General features: G+C 62.5%; 5 protein-coding genes. All 5 read left to right on the top strand.

From position 1 onward, the window contains the following. The first annotated feature begins 42 nt into the window (after positions 1-42). The 5 genes from AC5JLB_RS29625 to AC5JLB_RS29645 all read left to right on the top strand — a co-directional run bounded on the left by AC5JLB_RS29625 (position 43) and on the right by AC5JLB_RS29645 (position 2,198). On the top strand, positions 43-324 hold the full coding sequence (locus AC5JLB_RS29625; RefSeq protein WP_495877407.1) for a hypothetical protein: 282 nt from the start codon (positions 43-45) through the stop codon (positions 322-324). 17 nt (positions 325-341) lie between these two features. Then, entirely contained in the window at positions 342-815 is a 474-nt protein-coding gene (locus AC5JLB_RS29630; protein WP_495877408.1) for a hypothetical protein, read from the top strand. A gap of 71 nt (positions 816-886) precedes the next feature. Next, positions 887-1,555 carry a hypothetical protein gene (locus AC5JLB_RS29635; RefSeq protein WP_495877409.1) on the top strand — a complete coding sequence of 223 codons (669 nt, stop codon included), beginning with the start codon at positions 887-889 and terminating at the stop codon, positions 1,553-1,555. Beyond that, positions 1,555-1,935 carry a hypothetical protein gene (locus AC5JLB_RS29640; RefSeq protein WP_495877410.1) on the top strand — a complete coding sequence of 127 codons (381 nt, stop codon included), beginning with the start codon at positions 1,555-1,557 and terminating at the stop codon, positions 1,933-1,935. The genes AC5JLB_RS29635 and AC5JLB_RS29640 overlap by 1 nt, the downstream gene beginning before the upstream one ends. After that, on the top strand, positions 1,932-2,198 hold the full coding sequence (locus AC5JLB_RS29645; RefSeq protein ID WP_495877411.1) for a hypothetical protein: 267 nt from the start codon (positions 1,932-1,934) through the stop codon (positions 2,196-2,198). Before AC5JLB_RS29640 ends, AC5JLB_RS29645 begins: the two co-directional genes overlap by 4 nt. Positions 2,199-2,302 lie beyond the last annotated feature (104 nt).

Below are 2,302 nucleotides of genomic sequence, written 5' to 3' on the forward strand. Positions count from 1 at the left end.
CTCCGCCCTCAACCATGCACTTGCAGCGTGAGGAGCGGGACCATGGACATCACCCAGCTCGCCGCCGCTCACAACACCGCCGCCCTGCGCTTCGCCTTTATCGCCAGTGTTGAGGCGGAAGCCAATCAGGTGTCCGAGCGTCACCGCAATGCTGCAGCGGCAGAGCGCGAGGCTTTGCAGGCGATTATCGAGCATGTGCCGGTGTCGGTCTACGACCTGAACCTTAAAGCCCGCTACCTGCTTTCTCGCCTCGCCATGGGTGAGCAGCTGCCCACCGATGCGGCGCCCGCGCTGCTCCGCTCCATCGTCCAGTTTCACTCCTGAACAAGGAAGGCTATGCCATGTCCAACAAGCAAGATTTCACCCGCCGCGCGCTGCTGACCGGCGCTGGTACGGCGGTCGCCTCGGCGGCGCTTGGCGCGGCCATTGTGCCGGCCCTTGCCAAGACTGAGGCCGCCCCGACCGTGGGCGACGAGCAGCTTGGCGCCATGATGCATCGCATCTCGGAAATCCTCGATACAGCGGCCATGGGCACCTTCTGCGCCGTCATCGAGCCCAGCCAGTACCATCAAGCTACCGTGGCGCTGAAGCCCGTCAACGACGTGCGCAAAGCGCTGGCCACGGCAAACTTCTTGGATCAGGCGCCACCGTCTGAGCTAGTCGAGTACCACCTGCGCGAATTGACCAAAGCCATGAGAAGGCAGCACGGCGGGTGCTGGGTTGGCCGTGTCGCACACGGCGGCCTCTGCATCACGGTCTCAGAAGAGCAGGCCAGCAAACCCGGTGCCTGGGTCAGCTTCCCCATCGGTGAGTAAAGCGAAAATCGGCTCGGGCAGCGTTGCAGCGCCCCCGAGCCTTCCACGAACAATCTTTGGAGGATCAATCAATGGATACTCACAACGTACTCTCGCGCCGATCGATGCTCAAGGCGTCGGGCTACCTTGCTGCGTTTGCGGTCGCCGCGCCGGCTTCTACCCTGGCGCCGGCCGCTGCTGAACCAGAAGTGCCAGCAGTGCTTCACATGCTACTCGCTGAATATGCTGCGGCTGCTCAGGCATCTCGGGAGGCTCAGGAGCGCGTTTCAGAGACCCGCAGGGCGAAGTCTTTTGCGCTAGATAAAGCAAGCCTCTACTTCATGTTCCTTGACGGCAATGTCGCTCGCCTAGGCGACTACGGCAGCGCCTGCGATCCGAAGTACGCCCTGAGCTGGCTGGACGAGGAGCGCAACATGCACGTTGCCCGCGCGCGTGGTGACGCCGATGCAATCTCAACCATCCGCCGACGCCATAAGAGCGCCAAGCGTCGGCTGCAGCGGCAGGCCGCCAAGTATTACGACATCGAACGGCAATCTGGCTGGATCGCAGCGTGCGATGTCGATAGCGAAAGCTACCACCGCTTCACTGAATGCCGCGATGCACTGCAAGCTTACCGCCCGACGACGCTGACCGAGGTCGCGGTACTGATCGAAGGCATCGACAAGGTTGGCCAGTATATCGGCCACTCGCATGGCCTGACCGTGCGCGACCTGGCCAACATGCTCAGGGCAGGTGCGTGATGGCCCTCGACCTTTTCCCCGCGCCCAAGCTCTCACGCCAAAGCTTCGCCTCTCCCCGCTTGTCTGTGGTGCCCGTTATTGGCGAGCAGATGGAGCCGACCCTGCGCGGCTGGTGGGATTATGTGCTCGCGGCTCCGGTCAAATCCTTCCAGTACGATAGCGTTTATGTGCTGGACATGGAAACGGGAGGCCCGGCGCTGGTTTACCGGTGCCAGCGGACCGGGCGAGACACCATCCGCATTTTGTATGAGCGCGAGCCCGGCCGCGGCGATGAAGTGCCGCTCAAGTGGTTCAACGAGCATGTTCTCGGCATTGTCGTCTGCGACCTCAAGGTCAGGGATGCCGATCGGCTCAAGACGGCGTGGGAGGATGGGCAATGAAGCCTGCAGCCCTTCGCCCAGTCTTCTGCCCTCCGGGTGTTCATCCTGCCGACTGGCGAAAGGCGCTGGTCAAGCGGATTGACCAACAAGCGTCCGTCTTGTCGGCGCTGATCGATGCGCTCGACGCCATGGATGGTGACTGCGACCTGGAGCAGAACGCCGATGCTGAACCATGGCTGGGCTGGTGCATCAACGGCGCCATGGCCAACAGCTTCGACCTTGAAGTTGACGAGGTGGATAGCCGCGAGAAGGGGTTCACCTGATGCTTGCAGATTCACCTGCTCAAGCAGTGCGCAACTTGCGTACTCCAACGCCGGCGGTGACCATTCTTGCCCTGCAGCGCCACCACTGCTGCTGGCCGGTGACG

The sequence above is a fragment of the Myxacorys chilensis genome (assembly GCF_059505265.1).